This is a genomic window from Niastella sp., assembly GCF_045805085.1.
GTDB lineage: Bacteria > Bacteroidota > Bacteroidia > Chitinophagales > Chitinophagaceae > Niastella.
In genome coordinates, this window is record NZ_JBJMLX010000068.1 from 12,523 (window position 1) to 30,657 (window position 18,135).

An 18,135-nucleotide genomic window follows, 5' to 3' on the forward strand; every position below is an offset into this window, starting at 1 on the left:
GAAGGGGGAAGGATTATTTCGATTCGAAACTGGCTTTCATTTTGCCCATCAGGTCGGTGGCGATCATTTTCTGAGCCAGGTTTATCATGGCAACAAATGCTTTGGCTTTGGAAATGCCATGGGCAATGATCACGGGTTTGGCAACGCCAAGTACCGGGGTTCCGCCATACAATTCAAAATTAAAGCGTTCGAGGTACTCATGTTTTATCTCTTTCCGGTGAGTGATCTCGTAAATAGACTCGGCCATTTTAAGGATCACATTTCCGGTAAATCCATCACAAACTACCACATCGGCTTTATCGAGAAACACATCGCGGCCTTCCACATTGCCTGTGAAATTGATCTGATCATTTTCTTTCAGCAGGGGATAGGTACTTTGCGCCAGCAGGTTGCCCTTGCCTTCTTCCTCCCCAATATTCAGCAATGCAACACGCGGATTGTCAATGCCCAGAATGTGCTTCGCATACAGCGAACCCAGCAGGGCAAACTGGTTCAGGTGCTCTGGTTTACAGTCGGCATTAAGGCCAACATCGAGCAACAGACCGGTGTTTCCGTTGTCTTTTGGAATAAGGGTAGAAATAGTAGGCCTCTGAACGCCTTCCATGGGTTTAATGCTATACATAGCACCCACCAGCATGGCTCCGGTATTGCCGGCGCTGATAAATGCGTCCGCTTTTCCTGTAGCCAGCAAGTGAAAGCCCACAGCGATCGACGATTGCTGCTTTTCTTTCAGCGCTTTGGTAGGAGATTCGTTATACTCAATTACCTGGGGGGCGTGAATTACCTTAACCTTATCGGCTGGTATTTCAAACTGCTGCAGTAATGGATTTATCTGCGCTTCATCACCCACTAGAAACAACAGAGCCGGATTAGCAGCTTCTGTCAGGTAATCGCGGACACCCTTTACAGCCTCCAATGGTGCAAAGTCTCCGCCCATCATGTCTAAACAGATAGTCATTTCCGGCAACGAGGCTTATTATGTTATAATAATAAAGTAAATCAAAAAAAGGGCTTAAATTAATTAAGCCTTTTCCATAACTACTTTTCCTTTATAATATAATTTGCCTTCACTCACGTGAGCGCGATGGCGTACATGCGTTTCACCTGTAGTGCTGTCTTTGCTTAAGGTTACTTTTTCAGCCTTATAGTGTGTTCTTCTTTTAGCACCCCGTTGTTGGGAATGTCTCCGTTTTGGATTAGGCATACACTCAAATTTATAACTTCAAAAAAAAATAATCAATTGTCTTCCAGATCTTTAAACTTTTCCAACCCTTTCCATAAGGGATTGGCGGATGGTTGTTTTTGTTCTTCCAGATTTCTGAGCATTTCCAGCACTTCTTTATTACAGTGTGGTCCGCCCATTTCATCATCTGCACACATCCGTTGCATAGGAATACTCAGGTTTATGAATTCATATATCCAGTCGGCTATGTGCAAATGGCTTTCGCCTTTTGAGATGTAATAAACATCGGGATCTTCCTCCTGTTCATTCATTACATCCGGTTCGTCCACAATTTTTACAACAATGTTGAACTCGTCCCACAATTCCAGTGGCAGATTATTACCACAGCGGTCACAGATAACTTCCAGTTTGCCACCTACTTCAAATTTCAGTAGCATAAAGCCATTTTGCTTTTCCAGCGTCAGTTTTACGTGAGCCGTGCAATGGCGGAAGTCCTGCTCCTGGTACTCTACAAAGAACTTATCGTCGATGGTATATTCAAATTCATGATTGCCTGGTTTCAGTCCTACAAAAGCTATATCGTAATTCCGTCGGCTGTTCATGAACTACCCTTTTAAAGAGTTTGCAAAGGTAGGGATTCTCAGGCAAACAGGTAAAGCTAAATGCAAAAAAATACCAAAAACATCTGGCATCTGTTCAGAATGCTACCCAGGATCCCCTTGTTTTACTACAAAATTACTGTAAAAGGGTGAAAGTTATGCAGTTATTGGGATTTCACGTTTCACGATTCAGCCTGGCCGACTTTCATTTCACTGCTTGTCCCCACTTGTCGGGATTTCACGGTTGACAACCCGTCCCTGCTTGTCGGGATTTCACGATTTATCGCAATTCCTTCTCCCATGACCACAAGTGGAGCAGGCCGTTTCTTTTTTCTGTTTCCTAACACGGCCAAAACGGTTTGTCCTGCGGTAATGGCGATAATTTTAAGATCCAGCCAAAAACTGGCATATTGTACATACCAGGCATCCCATTCATACCTTTTATATATACACTCCCGGGTAATGACCTTTCCATGATACCCTTTTACCTGGGCCAGCCCGGTTATGCCCGGTTTTACCAGGTTGCGGAATTTGTATTGGGGAATAAGGGCGGCAAACGCATTGCAATCGGCATGCATATGTGGGCGGGGGCCAACCAGGGTCATATGGCCGGCCAGTACATTAAAAAACTGGGGCAGCTCATCGAGATTCGAATGCCGCAGGAACCGCCCCAGCGGCGTCGCCGTTTCCTCCCCCACATCCATAGGTTTAGTATGGGCTGGCGGGTTATATGCCAGGGTGCGCAATTTGTAACAGGTGAATGATTTTCCCCCACGACCGGTACGTTTTTGCAAAAAGAATACAGGGCCTTCTGAGCTAAGTTTTATTAACAAAGCCAGCAATGGCAATAACCAGCTCAACACAGTTATTATTATTACCGATGCAAACAATACATCGAGTATCCGTTTGCAAAGGAAATAGCCTCTTTTGCCATCAATATATTTCCGAAGAACGGTCCTTTTCAACAAAGGCAACCTTTTTTCACGAATCATAGTATTCTTATTACAGTATACGGTTACTACATTAATACAGTTGCTTAATCACAATACTCTATTGCATGGCTGTACAATACGAGCAAAGTATCATAAAGGCACTAGCTTATTTTGATATTTTTAATTACCCGCTTACACTGGACGAAATACATCATTTCCTCGATCAAACCGGGTCCAGGGATGATGTATTGCTAACCCTGCAACAACTGGTTGACGATAACCGGGTGTTTCGTATGGGTAGCTTTTATTCCTTGCAGCAGGATCCCTCTTTGCGTGCAAGAAGGACTAATGGTAACCATAAAGCCGGCAAATTGTTGACTACGGGGTATAAAGTTGGTGGATTTTTATTCAGGTTTCCTTTTGTGCGGGGCATTGGCATTTCGGGATCATTGTCAAAGAATTTTGCCGACCAAAACACCGACATAGATTTTTTTATTATCACGCGGGCTAACAGATTGTGGCTTGCCCGTACCCTGATGCACCTGTTCAAGAAACTGACATTTATTACCGGGCATCAGCATTTCTATTGCATGAATTATTATATCGATGAAGAAGCATTGTGCATTGACGAACAAAATATATTTACCGCTACCGAGCTGATTACCCTTAAGCCGGTTTGCGGCAATGGTACTATGGACCGGTTTTATGATCAAAACAATTGGGCCGGCAGCTATTTTCCCAATCAGCCGGTGAGTAAAGAGTCGATAGTGCTGGCCAGATCGGGCTGGGTTAAAAGAACCGTAGAATGGTTGCTCGATAATAAAGCAGGAAATAGTTTAGATAACTGGCTGATGCGCGTTACTACCCGCCGATGGTTAAAGAAAGAACAATTGAAGAAAACGAATTCGCACGGTATTCGGATGGGGTTACATACGGGGAAACATTTTTCGAAACCTAATCCTGAATTCTTTCAACGAAAAGTTCTTGATGCTCTTGAGAAGAAACTGACCAATCAGCCAACTGCGGTTAATTCTTAGATTATGAGTTGACCAATTAACATGTTAACACGTTAACTCGTCAACCGGTCAACTCGTTAAAACTAACCTTCCGCCTTTCCTCCATCCACATATGTCCCTTGGCTAACGTTGAGCGAAGTTTAAGTTTGGTCAGCTTGAATAAATTGGCTACGGGTCTCTTCAATGCCTTGTGGTAATTCACTTCGTAATTGATCATTTGAATGGCATAGTCGTAGTATTTCCTGTTATAGGTTCTGGTAAAATCAATATCGCGGTCGGTGCTGCTTTCCCATGGCAGGCTGGTCACAAAGCGATCTTCCACCTCAGCATACAACGGTGTTCCTTTTATTGGGTAAGCAACTGTAATGGTAAACAGGTCGGGATCGGCATTTTTTAAATGCTGTACGGTGGCGTAGATATCTTCTTTTGTTTCGCCGGGATAGCCTACCATAATAAAGGTGCCTGCCTGCATGCCATGTTTGCGGGCCAGTTGGATCATTTTTTGAACCTGCTCCACTTCCACGCGGCGGTCCATTAGATCGATTATTTTTTGTGAACCGCTCTCGGCACCTATCCATACCCGAAAACAACCACTCTTTTTTAAATTGATGATAACCTCTTCATTCAACCTGTCGGCCCGGGTAATGCATTCAAAAGGAGTTACCAGGTTGCGGATGGTCATTTCGTTGGTGAACTGTTCCAGCCATTGATGGCTTATTGTAAATACATCATCAACAAACCAGAGGCTGTCAACATTATAGTTGGCTTTTATATAGGCAATTTCATCAGCCACTTTGGCCGGAGTCCTGCGCCGGTAGCTTTGTCCGTATACGGCGCGGCTGCACCATTTACAGCTGTAAGGGCAGCCCCGCATGGTGCTTATGGAAACGGTGCTGGTGCCATGGCGCCCTTTCCACGCATCAAAGTACAACGACAGGTTTACTTTGCGCCGGTTAGGCATGGGCAATACATCGAGGTTCTTTACCTTGGTGCGTTCTTTATTTTGTTGTAATCCTTTTTCGGGGTCAAGGAAAGATACGCCTTCGATATCTGTAAGCGTACCGGTAAAAGTGCCCTCTACATATTGAACCAGCTCCAACATGGTTTGTTCGCCTTCGCCGGATGCAATAAAATCAGCGCCATGTTCCAGGAACTTAATAGCGTGGTTCCTTACTTCAGGTCCGCCCAGCACAATTTTGGTATGTTGTAATTCGGGCTGGCTTTTTATATAACTAATAATGCGCAGTACATTCAGCTTCGTCATCAGGTTGGTATAAACGCCCACCACATGCGGGCGTTGCTGCTGTAGCTGTGCGCACAATGTAGAGAAGGAAGAAAAAGTACTGTCGAATACCTCGTTATCATAGCCATTTTGTTCCAGGTAGGCAGAAATATACAGGATGCCCAGTGGAACATAGGGCCGCATAATGGCTTGTTCCTTGGGGTCTTCTTCTATAAAATATCCATGTGTTAGCAGGATCCTCATTTGGCTTCTTTTTTAAATAACAGAAATGCGTGATCGGCCAAGCTGGTGAACAGGGAGGCGCCGGCTAATTTTTCTTCCCATTGTACCAGCGAATGAAACAGGCGCGGGTGTTGTTGCATGTAGGCTTCCAGCCACGAGGGCGGAATGCTTACACCCACCGGTTTTTTTTCAATCAATTGCATGGGTGACAACAACCGTTTAAATGCTTTTATGGAATAATAATAAACCGGTTGTTGCACGCCTGGTGATAATTGCACCAAAACTTCTTTATTCGTCCATCGTCTGAATGCCTGCCGGGGCTGGCCTTTCAACAGGTAATAAAAGCTATCCCAAAAACAGTATTTACCAAACAATACCACGGCTAAGTAACCACCGGGTCGTATCAACGATTGTAATTGTACCGACAGTTTTTTCATGTCTGCGGGTGATACACAATTCAAACCGGCAAAATTGGAAATAATGGCATCGAACTGCTGGTTTTGAAATGTAGCCTGCAATGCATCAAATGAACAGGTTTGAAAAGTGGGCTTAGCGAATAAATTTATTACAGCCGTTTTTTGTTGGGCTTTGTCGATCATAGCGGGCGAGCCGTCGGTCGCTATCACCGAATGACTCAGGCTGGCCATCCAGCACGCATCGGCGCCTGTGCCGCAATTGATCTCGAGCAACTGCATGGCAGGTTTACTGGCCAGCAGCGGTTGCAACCATTTTTGACTGACACGGCGTTGCGCGTGGCCAATAAGGCTCTCCGTAAACGCAGCATCGTAAGTGCCTGCCAGTACATTAAAGGTGGCTGCTTTATTCATGTGCATACCGGTTTAATTGCATCCGTTCAACCAACAGCGATGGCATATGCAAACAGGCGGATGCTATCTTTTTAAAATCAGTACGTGAAACAGTAAAAGGGTTTTTTACCGCATTGCGTAAAGCTACCCAGCCTTGTTGTTTGCGAAAAACATGGTGTACATAGCGATGCAGTTTTTTATAATACCGGGGCGGATAAGTATTGCGGAACATTAGCAACAGTTCATCAGAATCCGTCCAATTGGCTTTTTGCGTAAGCTCAGCCTTTACGCGTTCATGAAACAGCGTACCGGGCAAAGGATAGGAGATCGAGATGCCCATTTCGTAGGGCAACAGGTCCTTGATCATGCGAATGGTTTTGGCAATGTCCTCACGGGTTTCGCCGGGGTAACCAAATTGTATAAAGAAAGAAGGATTAATGCCATTCTTTTTCAGCAGGGTAGTAGCCTGGTAAATCTGTTCAACCGTGGTGCCTTTGTCCATGGCGTCGAGTATCTTTTGCGAACCGCTTTCGGCGCCCATCCAGATATTATGACAACCGGCGCGCGCCAGGTCTTTGATGGTATTCTCTTCCAACAACAGATCGGCCCGCGCCTGGATCTTGAACCGGAATGTCAATTGTTCCTTTTCTATCAAATTGGCAAAGGCGTGTACCCAGCCAGGTTTCAATCCAAAGATGTCATCGCTGAACCAGATATGATCGAAAGCGAATGTTGACTTCAGCATTTTTAATTCTTCCACCACTTTCTCCGGTGAACGCGCATTGTAACGATTGCCGTAAATGGGTTTGGCGCACCAGTTACATTTGAACGGACAACCACGGGTGGTAGCGATGTTCAACGAAAAATAACCGGAGCTTTTTAACCACATCGCGCGGTAAGGCGCCAAATCAACCAGGTCCCAGGCAGGTTGGGGTAGTGCATCCAGGTCTTTCATTACGATGCGCTTTGGAGTCCTGGTAACCTCGTTATCATGGAAAAATGCCAGTCCTGCTATGTGTTGAAAATTAGTTGTGTTATTATTGATGGCCTGAACCAGTTCGAGCAAGGTCATTTCTGCTTCGCCAATAATTACAAAGTCGGCGCCTTCGGAAAGATATTCTTCGAAATGATCGGTACTGTCTGAACTGGATACGATCACGGTACAACCTTTTGCTTTGGCCAGTTTCATCATCTCGAACGCCGCCTCCCGCATGTTGGTCAAACACATCTTGGTAAGGTAGTTGAATCCATCATCGTAAAGCACAAAAAAGTTGGGCGACTGCTCATCAATGGCAGGTTGAACATCCTGCGCCGTGTGCGCAAACATGGTGTCGAATAAAGAAACGGTATAGCCGTTCTCACGCATCAGGGCAGCGGCGAATAAAGTACCCAACGGGGCATAAGGTTGCCCGGTAGCCCATTGTTTTGGGTCGAACCTTAAAAAATATGAATGAGAAAATAATATCTTGTTGTTCATGATTGTCCGTTGTCAGTTCATAGTTCCATTCTCGGTGGTAAATTCAAATAGCACACACATTTCACACAGGTATCGTTCTTATCCATATCCAAACCCTTTCTGAATGCGATCGCAGCCTGGCTGTTTATGATGGTCTCCAGGTTTTGTTGGCGGATATTGCCAATGGGATCGTGAAAAAAGCAGGGACGAACGGTTCCATCTGCTTCAATCACTGTTGATACCCAGGGTGCATTACATTTTTTATACGGAAATGGATTCCTGCCATAAAACGCCGCATAGTAACCGTAGATCTTATGCAATTTCTCCGCCGGCTCGGCAATGAATCTTTCTTCAATGGCCGTTTTGTGATAGCTGATTAATTCCTGTACGGCCGATTGCAAGGCCGGTAATTCTGTCTCATGCACCAGCACTTCCTGCTGCCGGTCGTTGTCCCAGGCGGTGGCGCGGTTAAAAGCATTACTGCTTACGTCGGCTGGTAAAAAGCTTATTTGATCGAGCCCCATTTCCATGGCGCAGTTCACGATGGGGATCCAGTGCTGATAATTCAGGCGGTGAATAACCGTACGGGCGGTGATGCGAAACTTCGGATTTATGTTTTTGATCAATTGCACACCCCGGTGCATTTTTTGAAAAGCGCCTGGTAGTTGCCTGATGTTGTCGTGCAGGGTTTCATCGCCATCGAGTGAAACAATAATTTCGCTCACCCATTCCAGCAATTGATCCACTTTTTTCTCCAGGGCAATCCCGGTAGATAAAAGTGTAATGGCAATCCCTTCCTTTTTCAATATTTCACAGAACCGGAAAAAGTTGGCATTCAACAAAGCTTCCCCGCCCGACATAACCACTACCCGCGTACCCAGCTTTTTAAACGTGCCCAGCAAACCGGTGATATCCTGCCCGGTGAGTTGTTTCAGGTTTTTATTATCCTTCCAGATATCGCACATAACGCAACGGCAGTTGCAGGCGCTGTGCGGCATCAGGATAGCTATCGGCAATGCCGAGATGACATCCGTCTGCAAAGTGCGGTAACGCTGGTAAGTATGATATAGTTTTTTAGTGATCATTTGTTATCGTGAATGGCAAAGGACGATGATGAATCGTGAATCGTGAAACCGTCAACTCGTTAACTGGTCAACTCTGAAAATAAAATTCGTTTCCACCCAGTTCTTTTTTGTTAATACGATATTCAAATAGAACCCATTAGCTCCCGCCATACTTTTAATCATTTCTATATCGCAGCCATCGCACAATACCATTAATACAACCGACTGTGCGTGTATATAATGATGTAACCCGCTGAACAATTGCTGAAAATATTCACCCTGCTCCCCACAATACCAGGCATATTCTGCCACAGTTTGTGGTTGCTTTTTATAATAAGGCGGATTGATGGCAATGATATCAAACGCCTGTTGCGGAATATCGGTAAACAGGTCAGATCTTATAATGGTCAGCGGAATCCGGTTGCTGCGTGCATTCATCTCCAATGAATGAATGGCCACAGGATTAATGTCGGTGGCCGTTCCATTGGCGCCTTGCCGGGCGGCATACATGGCTATTAAACCGCTGCCTGCTCCCAGTTCCAGGAATAATTTATTTTTCAACGGAAGCGATGCGATATATCGCAACAGTAACCGGGTACTAAAGAAAAAGCCCGGGTGAAAAACAGCCGGCGGTATCACCAGTCGGATACCCTTGTACGTATACAGGCGGGTGGCCGACAGGTATTTTACCAGCAGCGGTTTGTATAAACGGGTTGTTAACTGTTTAATGGCTCGTCGCATTAGAATCCTTCAATTTCAGGTTGCCGGTATTTCCACAATAACTGCAGCACTTTTAATTCATATGGTTTCCAGTATAAACCGGTTTTGTACCGAACGGCCGACAAGCTGCGCATAATGCCGCGTTTGAATGCCGATAATCTGATGTCAGAAACAGTAGGGTAATAGCTGTTCAGCACGGTTTCAAAATCTTTTATCTTGTCAATCATTTCGGGTGTTAACCAGGGCGTTAACGGGTTCTTGCGTAAATCAAAATTTTCCCAGTGCGGACTGATCCAGTCTTCGAGCTTTTCCGGAAAGTGAAAACCACTCTCCAGTACTTTCTTATACATATCTGAACCTTCGGTAGGGACCGGACTGTACAGGTAAATAATAATTTCGGTTTTTGGATTGATGCTTTTGATCTCTTTAATGAAGGCAATATCCTGGTCAATTTGTTTCATTACCTGCTCAGTGTTATCGCCTGGTGTGCCCAGTACAAAAGAGTATTCAGGAATGATATCAAATTTGGCCATCCGTCCCGCAAAAGCCCTGATCTGGGCACTGCTTTGCGTACCGCCTTTGTCCATCTTTTTCAGAATTTCATCGTTGCCGGTTTCAGCGCCAAAGAAGATCATTTTGCAGCCTGATTCCCGCATTATCTCCAGCGATTTATCGGAGTATTTATCGATAGTATCAATTCTGCCTTCCCCCCACCAGATCATATTTTCGGGGTGAATGAGTTGGGAGAATTCAACCGTGCGTTTTTCCGAAACAAAGAAGTTGTTGTCGTGAAACTCGATAGCGTTGCCGCCGTGTTTATCCTTCAGGTATTTAATATCCTTGTAAATCAGTTGCGCGCTTTTACCCCGCCAACGCGCATTGTAAATTGGCACTACTGCACAAAAGGAACATTTGAACGGACAGCCCATACTGCTATGATAGGCAATGGTGCGGGTGCCCAGGTAGGTTTTGCCTAAATAACGTTTTAACGGGTAAAAGTTGTTCAGGGTTTCGTAGGGCAGAGAAGGCAGCGCATCCTGGTCGTACAATTCATCCTTGCCTGTTTTAACGATTCCTTCTTCGCCTTTATAAATAAGATTGGGAATGGTGGTCCAGTTGTCGCCATTTTCCAACGCCTTCAGCAGGGCGGGTAAACATTTTTCACCAGGACCATTTACAACAAAATCTACAAAGCCGGAGTGCAGCACCACCTTGGGTTGATTGGATGGAAAGTAACCACCCCAGATGATCCTGACCTCCGGATATTGTTCCCGAATTTGCTTTGAAATGGGAATGGCCTGCCGCAGTTGCGGACCAGGCATACAGGTGCAGCCAAAGAATTTGAACTGACCGGTAGCCAGATAGCTGTTTATTTTAAGCCAGGGATCCGTTTCCAGGTTTCCGTCAACGATCGCATACTCATGTAATCCTTCAAGAGCGGCGGCTATGGAAAGAATGGAATTGGGGATCCTGGGTTTGCTTCTTGCACTTCTTGGGTTGAATAGTAATACTTTATTCATTTTTTACCGGACCATTCAGGTCATTGAGAATCATACGGATAATTAACCGGTTAAGTTGCCTTAGGCCCGGTAGGTTTTTAACAGCTGCCAGTAACAGGTGGGCTGCAACAGATTGTATTTTAAGGATTGCCGGTAATGATGTCGGGCTGCGCTCAGTTTTTTCTGTTGTTTAAATAGATGACCAATTTGCAGGAAGGCATGGCTTTTAGCTTTATACAGGTATTTTTTAGATACCATATTATGTTGATACAGATATTCAAAAGTGTATACAAATCCCTCCATGTATTCAACCGGCACCTGGTTGCTTTCATTGGTGTCGTGCAGAAAGCGCCATATCAGTCCTTCATAAATAACGCCGGCATCATAATAAAAGGCCAGCCGCATATTGAAATGGTAATCGGAGCCAAAAGGCATGTCTTCATCGAACAGACCGGTTTTATCAAAACAGTCGCGACGAATGACCATCGTTTGGGTAAATACCACAAACCGGTTTTCTTTCATGCGGTCGAATATATTAGCGCATTCAATACCTGTCATCCCTGACCAGGTGCGCGATAGTATCCTCCCTTCCATATAATTGACCGCATCGGTAATTGAAAACCCGATATTGGGGTGTAGGGATAATAATTGTACCTGTTTTTCCAGTTTACGATCCTCCCAGGTGTCGTCTGAGTCATTGAAGGCGATAAGCGATCCCTTTGACTGGCGGATGGCGAAGTTTTTCAGGATGGCAGTACGGCCGCAATGCGGCAGTTGATAATACCGGATGCGGGGATCGGGGATGTTTTCTATCAGTGCTGAGGTATTGTCGGTAGAACCATCGTCGACAATGATCAATTCCAGCTCTTTATAAGTTTGGTTCAGCACACTGTAAATGCTTTCCAAAACAAGATGGGCCCGGTTGTAGGTGGTGAGAATTACGCTTACCATGATCTAAAATACGGAGAAAGGCGGCTTTACGTTGCCTCTATTCCCAGCCGCTTATCTTCTGTATTGCGTCAATTTCCCTCTCCAGACAACCTCCCTTCTCCATTTACCGTATTGATAGCCAATCTCATGGTTAAACGGTACGCTCCATATTACCCATTGTTGTTACTGGCAGTTTTGCTGGCCTGGTTTATTTTTAAAGCTACCAGTGCGCCTTTTTCTGATTTTGCGGGTTATTATTTTGGCAGTAAGGCACTGTTGCAGGGTAATTTTGAGGCGGTATATGATACCTGGTCGTTGAACGTGTTGATAACGCAAAAGGGATATTCCGGTGTTTTTGTTTCATACACCCCCTTTCCGCCATTTACATCAATTGTGCTGGCGCCATTCTTATTATTCCCTGTGGCGGTTTCCAAAATACTGTTCAATGTATTTTCTGCGGCGTTGTTTGTTTGGGTGCTGGCCCGAGCCCGTAAATATTTTTCCCTGCCGGTCTGGGCGCTGTGGTTAGTGCCGGTGATCTTTTTTATTCCATTACGTAATAACATCTTTTTTGGACAGGCCTACCTGTTATTGTTTGCTTTGTTGCTCGAAGGTTATATGGCTTATAAGAAAGGCAAACGGGTTGTTGCTGCCCTTTTATGGGGAATTGCTATTGTTTTCAAATTATTTCCGCTGGTGATCCTGTTTTCTCTGCTGGCAAAAAAGCAATATAAACAGGTGGCGTATTGTGTGGTTGCCTGTGTGCTGTTAGGGTTGATGTCAGTTGTGTTGAATGGATTCGCTTCCTGGCAATATTATGTGTTTACTATTTTCCCCCGCGCTAATAGCGGCGAGCTGAACGATAGTTATACTTATCTGTTTCAGTCGGCCTTTATGTTACTAAAGAACCTGTTTGTGTATGACGCCGTTCAGAATCCGCAGGTCGTTTTAAATAGTACCCCTGTTTTTGTGATCAGCATGGTACTGTTCAAGGCCTTGCTGATGGCTTGTTGCGTTGGCGTAACAATACATAAAAAGGTTGCCGATCTTATGGCCTTTGCCAGTTGGATAACAGCCAGTATGTTGCTCTCGCCCAATGGCAGTAGTTATTCTTTGATCCTGCTGTTGATGCCGTTGCTGGCTCTGGCCAATAGCAAACGGGTTTATTTATTTACCGTAATAGCGTTGTTATTGCTGATCTGTTTTATCCCGGTAGCTGCATTAGGCGGAAAGCCCTTGTTGCTACAGTTCCCGCGTTTGTATGGCATGTTGTTGTTGTTTGGGTTATTGATTATAGTGGCCGGGATGCAATTCCCCATAAAATTGTTCGGTGCTTTTGTTGCCGTGCTGTTGCTGGCAGATGCTGGTAAACTATTTCCGCACCCGGATAACAGCAAGTATCTATTATCGCAGGAATTACCTTTTGTATATGAATATGCCATAAAGGAAGATCAGCTGGTGTATTATTACTGGGATGATAAGGGCAGTCACGAAACCGGTACTGGTTATGCTGTGCACGACTATTCCACTAATAACGTGCAGATAAAGAACAACCAGGTATATTATAAGGATAAACAACTTACTTCAACCCCTGACCGTAAGAAGCAGGTAATGCTGGTGAATGGAAGGGATATTATTTATTTGTCTGACAGGAACCGCGGTTTTGGGTTTTATACTTTACGAACGATCACTAACCCGTAACGGATTCCAACGCAGTTACGCGGCCTTTTTCTTTCTGTAAATATTCCAGCAGTGCGTTGAGTTTTTCAATAATGCTGCTGGCTGCAATGTCTTTCATACAAAAATTATTGCCGCCGCAGGGTAGTTGTTCATAGTGATGCACGCAGGGCGAACAGGCCACTTTATTATACAGGAACTGTTGCCTGTTTTCCTGACCAGCCGGTATTTTTATATAACTGGCAGGGTTGGTTGGTCCCCATACAGAAATGGCAGGCAAACCCAGTTTACGTGCAATATGTAACGGACCGCTATCGATGGTGAGCATACAAACACCTTTATCGGCAATGAACCGGTAATAGGCTTCAAAGTCAAGCGCCCCTGCAATATTGGTTAGTTTACCTTTTTGTTTATAGGCTGGTAAGTGTTCATCGATAAATTGTTCGATGGCGGCTTTGTCGCTGCTGGTCCCTAAAAATGCAAGGCGAAAATGCGTGTGGGTCAATATCCAGGTACAAATGGCTGCCATGGTTTCATCGGGTAGCTTACGAACCGGTGCCAGGCTGCTACAAGTGTTATTCAGAAGGATATAGGGTTTATCCCATTCGTTTAAGCGAACGGTAGCTGTTTCAGTTGTTGGTGCTATCTCAGATTGGGTGATTACCTGCGCCATGTGGTAGTAATTATCTTCCAGGCAGGCAGCTTGTTTGAACGGAATGTTATGGGTGTTAAGGAATTTGCGGAAGAACACAGGTTTTAAATGAAACCCGAACCGGTTCCGCGCCATCGTAAATAAAGAATATACAGTAGTAAGTTTTGAATACACTTCCAGATCGGCCACCCATAGTTTTTTCAATTGCCATGACCGTACTATATATTTCAATGAAGTGCTGATGGTAATTGACAGGCTGCTGGTATCGATGGTCCAGATCTCATCGAATAGTTGGAAAGGTGTAATGCCACTGGCAATATTGTTATCGGTCAATAAAATAAAACGGGTGCCTGGCATTTTTTTTCGCATGACCTGGATGGGATCCGAAGCTACTAGCAGACTGCCCAACCCCAATAGCTTTATAAACAGCAGGTGTTTGGGCGGTTGTTGCAACGAATGATTTCGGCGGATAGTAATGCCCAACAGCCGGGTAACAGGAAGCAACATTCCTATCAGGCAGTAACCAAGGTACTTATCCAATTTTCGGTTGGCAGGTAATTGCACAATAAGAAATTGTTTGGTTTATAATTCACACCTACATGCAGTACGCTAGAAAATGGAGTCAGGTTGCTAATGGATGATTGATTTCTATACGCTATTCAACTAAAAAGGGTTGGTAAGGGATCTACAGGCTTATTATTTTATTACAAGCCTGCAGACTTTTTTTATTGTGAGTGATCAGGAGGATGATCTTTCCAGTAGCTGCCAGTTGTTGCAAATGAAGCAATAGTTTCTCTTCTGCTTTTTCATCCAGTTCCCTAAAAGGTTCATCCAGAATGAGCACATTGGCTTCCTTATATAAGGCCCGGGCGAGGGCAATACGCTGGCGCTGACCACCACTGATGTTCTTGCCATTTTCTGTAAGTAGGGTATTAATGCCGGCAGGCAACCGGGGCAGCCATTCTGAAATACCTGCCATGTCAAGCGCTTTGTGCAGCCGTTGTTCATGATGCTCCTTTCCATTGAGCGTAATATTGGCCAACACCGAATCGTACAGGAAAAACGGCTGTTGTTTTACATAGGCTATTTGTTGCCAGTATTGTTTTCGTTGCAGGCTATTCACCGATTCTTGGTTGATGCGTATTTCTCCGGTTTGAGGTGACATAAATCCCAGCAAAATATTAAGCAGCGTGGTTTTGCCTTTGCCCGAATGGCCGTCGATGCCAACCAGGTCACCGGGTTGTAACTGGCAGGAAAAATTATCCAGCACCGGATGATGATCGTAGGTAAAACCAACCTGCTCAAATGAAATGGAAGAAATGGGTGGCAGCAGGTTATTGACTGGTTGTTTTTTGGCCTGTTTGTTTTGTTGAACCAGGTCAGTAATGGTAAAGGAATACGTGCGTATTTGCCCGATCGCATTCAGCATGCGGGCTATACCGGGGATGATCTTATAAGCTGCTGCTATAAAGGCGCCAAGGGTTACAATTTGAGTGGTGTATTGTCCATGGCCAAATAAGCTGCTGATGGCCATTACAATCAACAGGCCAAACACTGCAAACACTTCTGCCAGCCGGGCGGGCAGCGCCTGTAAGGATTGTAAGGAGGATTGATGCAGGTTAAGATCGTGCTGGGCTATGGCGTACCGTTCGGTAAAGTATTCGTTCCTGTTATAAAGATTACTTTCTACAAAACCTGCAATGGATTCATGCAGGCGTTGCCACATATCCGTTCTACTGTTTTTTATATAGTTGCGGGCGGTGTGCAGCTTGCGTTTCGTAAGCCAGCCGGCAAGAATGACCGGTGGCAGCAAAATGATCAGCAACAACAGGAACAGTTGTGCATTGAACAGGAGAATGGCTACAACGGATAAAAGGATCAGCACAGATTCTGTAAACACTTGTTGAAGGGACGATAAAACATGCTGGCAAAACTCCAGCGGTTGCAAGCTGATGATACGGGTAAATACCGATGAGTCGGTATGAATATAATCCGCATAATTCCCTTCCAGGTAGTGTAACATATTGTTGCGGGAAATGCGGCTTGCCACCTGGTGCACAAAACGGGTTTGCCATGATTGAATGAGAAACGCCGCCAGGTTCTTCAGGCTGAATAAAACAAAGAACAGGGTAATAAGCAGCAGAGAAGACCGGTTGAACAATGCATTGGCGGTTGTATTTCCCAAAAGGGGCGTAAATGGGTGAATGGCGTTAACAGGTTGTGTGTAAAAGTGGATGATATAAAGCAGGAATGCCAGGGAGGCGATATCGGCCATATTGATAATAAGGGTTAACCCAGTGAACAGGGCCCACTGTTTTTTTTCGCGACTGGTTAATATGGTCAATACTTTATTGAGAATAGCTATCACGGATGTCACTTTTTATAAGGGTGAAAACACCCGAATTTCCAGGCTTTCAATACCAATACGTGAAAAATGGCGCCGGGGTTGCCGCCATAAGACGAGGCTTTTTAACCGGTTCTACGTAACAAAAAATAAAAATATAATTTTTAAATAATTAGTCACCCGAAGGCTGTGATAAAGTCCGTGGTGTAAAATTTGGCTCCCTGCTGTTTAAAAACTAATATTGTTTACCGTTAGTTGTGATTCCTGCGACGTTACGTATCCTCTGCATAAAGACGTTCAAACAATATAGGATGATGACAAGTTTGAAGTTAAGGCTGCCCTGTTGATTACTTATTTGTTACTACCCATTGTCATTAAAAAATAGTTATCAGTTCCTTACATATATATTAAGAAAAGTTAAAATCATATAAGTGTTTTCTGTATACTGTAAATTTGGTTGAATAATATATACAGCATAATATTGCAGCCCATTTATATACTACTGCATGTTTATTGCTTAGCCAGGATTTGCTTCACTATCAGGATCTACTTTCTTTTCAACTAATCCATTACCGCTGCCACCCGCATTCAAAGTGGTAACGAAGTATTTTATTTTTCATTGTAAACCTTATCGTTATGAACCTTTATCTATTCTCACGCCTTTGCATTAAATTCTCCTGTTTTGTTTTATTGTCATTTTCAATTCTGCACCCTGCTACCATTTTTGCCGGCATTACCTGGCACGACACTGCCTATTATTTTAATGAACGCGGTCAATTGTTGTGGTACGATGTAAACGCAGCACAACCCGCCAGCTATGTAATAAAAACAATGAAAACTTCTGGTGAAGTATTTCAGGATATACCACAAGATGGTACAATGGTACAGTTAAGCGCCGATTATGATACAGCGGTTGTGGCAAACATTTCAAGATCAACAGCGCGAAGAGTAGCCTGGCTGATCCGACATGGTAAGATCAACGATCCACTGGTGCAGGAGAATATAGTACCTATACTGGATAAACGAATCATGCGTCGCATGTATGATAATATCATTTCGCGTTGCACATCCAATGATGCGCATGAATATAAAGAACATGGCGGGGTGGTTTTTCCGGATGGTACGGTAACCTGCATTACCGGCGATCTGTCGAACCCGCAATGGTTACAGGGCGCCACCTTGTATATAAAACAAAAAGCGCTGGTATATTATCATAGTCATCCCGATGCCTGTATAGAACAGCGCATTACGAATAACCGGGCTGATGCACACAATCCCAACCAGGTGCAATTTTCACAAGCCAGTGAAGTAAAAACGATCAGTTATGTACAGGGCCCTTCCCGCCAGGACCAGGAATCGGTAGGAGAGGGAATGGGTTATGTATTTGGAATAAAAGCCAGTGGCGGTTTAATTTATATTTACGATAAAGCGGGCGTAAAGGCAACGCTGCCGGTTGCATTTGTAAAGAAGATGAATAACCGGGCTGGTAAACGAAAAAAGAATAAAACAATAGATACCTATTTTGCCGGGCTTTAACCGGTTGTGCAGTTGCCGCATTTGTTACGAAGTGACCCAACCAACCATTACATAGACTTCAACATCTTAGCCACTATCTTATCGATAGGCAGGGTAACAGATTCTTCTGAAAATTCATCCCAATTGATGAAGCGGAAAGTTTCTGTTTCTGATCTTTCTTTATAAACGGCCAGTTGTTGTTCGTCGAAGTCGAATGGCTTTTGACGGAGCGGCACTGTAATAGGTTCCAGGGCCTGTACAAAGTAGTATATTGAGA

16 protein-coding genes and 1 pseudogene are annotated in these 18,135 nt (G+C 44.4%); 3 read left to right on the forward strand and 14 right to left on the reverse strand.

The window, feature by feature from the left end; all coding sequences use genetic code 11:
- Window positions 1-13: 13 nt before the first annotated feature.
- The 4 genes from plsX to ACJ751_RS03085 all read right to left on the reverse strand — a co-directional run bounded on the left by plsX (window position 14) and on the right by ACJ751_RS03085 (window position 2,774).
- Window positions 14-958 (reverse strand): phosphate acyltransferase PlsX, encoded by a 945-nt coding sequence (plsX, locus tag ACJ751_RS03070; RefSeq protein ID WP_407743904.1) that lies wholly within the window; start codon window positions 956-958, stop codon window positions 14-16.
- 63 nt (window positions 959-1,021) lie between these two features.
- Entirely contained in the window at window positions 1,022-1,204 is a 183-nt protein-coding gene (rpmF, locus tag ACJ751_RS03075; RefSeq protein WP_014220516.1) for a 50S ribosomal protein L32, read from the reverse strand.
- Window positions 1,205-1,236: 32 nt separating this feature from the next.
- On the reverse strand, window positions 1,237-1,785 hold the full coding sequence (locus ACJ751_RS03080) for a YceD family protein (RefSeq protein WP_407743905.1): 549 nt from the start codon (window positions 1,783-1,785) through the stop codon (window positions 1,237-1,239).
- Window positions 1,786-1,964: 179 nt separating this feature from the next.
- The gene (locus ACJ751_RS03085; protein WP_407743906.1) at window positions 1,965-2,774 is read right to left on the reverse strand and encodes a sugar transferase; all 810 of its coding nucleotides are present in this window, start codon (window positions 2,772-2,774) and stop codon (window positions 1,965-1,967) included.
- Window positions 2,775-2,839: 65 nt separating this feature from the next.
- Here ACJ751_RS03085 and ACJ751_RS03090 point away from each other — a divergent pair, with 65 nt between their 5' ends.
- Complete coding sequence (locus ACJ751_RS03090; RefSeq protein WP_407743907.1) at window positions 2,840-3,751, forward strand: hypothetical protein; 912 nt, start codon at window positions 2,840-2,842, stop codon at window positions 3,749-3,751.
- A gap of 40 nt (window positions 3,752-3,791) precedes the next feature.
- Here ACJ751_RS03090 and ACJ751_RS03095 read toward each other — a convergent pair whose 3' ends face one another.
- Genes ACJ751_RS03095 through ACJ751_RS03125 form a run of 7 tightly spaced genes read right to left on the reverse strand, consistent with a single transcriptional unit; the run spans window position 3,792 to window position 11,691 of the window.
- Window positions 3,792-5,216 (reverse strand): B12-binding domain-containing radical SAM protein, encoded by a 1,425-nt coding sequence (locus ACJ751_RS03095; RefSeq protein WP_407743908.1) that lies wholly within the window; start codon window positions 5,214-5,216, stop codon window positions 3,792-3,794.
- Window positions 5,213-6,022 (reverse strand): class I SAM-dependent methyltransferase, encoded by an 810-nt coding sequence (locus ACJ751_RS03100; protein ID WP_407743909.1) that lies wholly within the window; start codon window positions 6,020-6,022, stop codon window positions 5,213-5,215. The genes ACJ751_RS03095 and ACJ751_RS03100 overlap by 4 nt, the downstream gene beginning before the upstream one ends.
- Window positions 6,015-7,478, reverse strand: a complete 1,464-nt coding sequence (locus ACJ751_RS03105; protein WP_407743910.1) for a B12-binding domain-containing radical SAM protein — start codon at window positions 7,476-7,478, stop codon at window positions 6,015-6,017. The genes ACJ751_RS03100 and ACJ751_RS03105 overlap by 8 nt, the downstream gene beginning before the upstream one ends.
- Before the next feature lie 17 nt (window positions 7,479-7,495).
- Complete coding sequence (locus ACJ751_RS03110) at window positions 7,496-8,542, reverse strand: radical SAM protein (RefSeq protein WP_407743911.1); 1,047 nt, start codon at window positions 8,540-8,542, stop codon at window positions 7,496-7,498.
- 51 nt (window positions 8,543-8,593) lie between these two features.
- Complete coding sequence (locus ACJ751_RS03115; protein ID WP_407743912.1) at window positions 8,594-9,262, reverse strand: methyltransferase; 669 nt, start codon at window positions 9,260-9,262, stop codon at window positions 8,594-8,596.
- Entirely contained in the window at window positions 9,262-10,761 is a 1,500-nt protein-coding gene (locus ACJ751_RS03120; protein ID WP_407743913.1) for a B12-binding domain-containing radical SAM protein, read from the reverse strand. Before ACJ751_RS03120 ends, ACJ751_RS03115 begins: the two co-directional genes overlap by 1 nt.
- 60 nt (window positions 10,762-10,821) lie before the next feature.
- Window positions 10,822-11,691, reverse strand: a complete 870-nt coding sequence (locus ACJ751_RS03125; protein ID WP_407743914.1) for a glycosyltransferase family 2 protein — start codon at window positions 11,689-11,691, stop codon at window positions 10,822-10,824.
- On the opposite strand from ACJ751_RS03125, the gene ACJ751_RS03130 reads away from it, so the two are divergent.
- Window positions 11,653-13,371: a glycosyltransferase family 87 protein gene (locus tag ACJ751_RS03130; RefSeq protein ID WP_407743915.1), complete on the forward strand. Its 1,719-nt coding sequence runs from the start codon at window positions 11,653-11,655 to the stop codon at window positions 13,369-13,371. The two genes, ACJ751_RS03125 and ACJ751_RS03130, sit on opposite strands and share 39 nt — an antisense overlap.
- Here ACJ751_RS03130 and ACJ751_RS03135 read toward each other — a convergent pair.
- Both ACJ751_RS03135 and ACJ751_RS03140 read right to left on the reverse strand, forming a co-directional pair.
- Window positions 13,361-14,506, reverse strand: coding sequence for a glycosyltransferase family 9 protein (locus ACJ751_RS03135; protein WP_407743916.1), 1,146 nt, complete (start codon window positions 14,504-14,506; stop codon window positions 13,361-13,363). The genes ACJ751_RS03130 and ACJ751_RS03135 overlap by 11 nt on opposite strands.
- Window positions 14,507-14,684: 178 nt before the next feature.
- The gene (locus ACJ751_RS03140; protein WP_407743917.1) at window positions 14,685-16,367 is read right to left on the reverse strand and encodes an ATP-binding cassette domain-containing protein; all 1,683 of its coding nucleotides are present in this window, start codon (window positions 16,365-16,367) and stop codon (window positions 14,685-14,687) included.
- Between the two features lie 612 nt (window positions 16,368-16,979).
- On the opposite strand from ACJ751_RS03140, the gene ACJ751_RS03145 reads away from it, so the two are divergent.
- Window positions 16,980-17,879, forward strand: a complete 900-nt coding sequence (locus tag ACJ751_RS03145; RefSeq protein ID WP_407743918.1) for a hypothetical protein — start codon at window positions 16,980-16,982, stop codon at window positions 17,877-17,879.
- A 47-nt stretch (window positions 17,880-17,926) separates the two neighbouring features.
- Here the strand turns inward: ACJ751_RS03145 and ACJ751_RS03150 are convergent.
- Window positions 17,927-18,135, reverse strand: a pseudogene (locus ACJ751_RS03150) (NUDIX hydrolase); the annotation flags it as partial.